The organism is Stenotrophomonas sp. MH181796 (genome assembly GCF_009659995.1).
GTDB classification, from domain to species: Bacteria; Pseudomonadota; Gammaproteobacteria; order Xanthomonadales; family Xanthomonadaceae; genus Stenotrophomonas; species Stenotrophomonas riyadhensis.
Genome location: NZ_RAHU01000032.1, coordinates 1 through 322 on the forward strand (window position 1 = coordinate 1; position 322 = coordinate 322).

1 pseudogene is annotated in these 322 nt (G+C 63.4%); it reads right to left on the reverse strand.

The features are described from left to right. Window positions 1-322, reverse strand: a pseudogene (locus tag D5301_RS24100) (DUF2235 domain-containing protein); the annotation flags it as partial.

Consider the following 322-nt stretch of genomic DNA (forward strand, 5'->3'; position numbering starts at 1 on the left):
CGGCGGGAATGCGCAGGTCTTCGGCCGACGCCCAACCACCGTGGCCGTCGAACACCGACTCAAAGAAGCTCTGCGCGGCACCTACCGAAGCGACCGTATCGAACAAGCCCACAAAATCGATCTGCACCGGAATGCCACACAGACGCAGCGGCCCGGGACCGGGGTCGCAGGCATCGCCGAGCCAGTTGCAAAATACGCGCGCCTCGGTAGCGCCGCGCGAGAAACCGAACACCGATATACGGATGCGGTCTACCCAGGGATTCTGCTTCTGGAACGGCGCCACCTTCATTTCCAGAAAGGCGCGCCGTTCCTGCAAGACCGC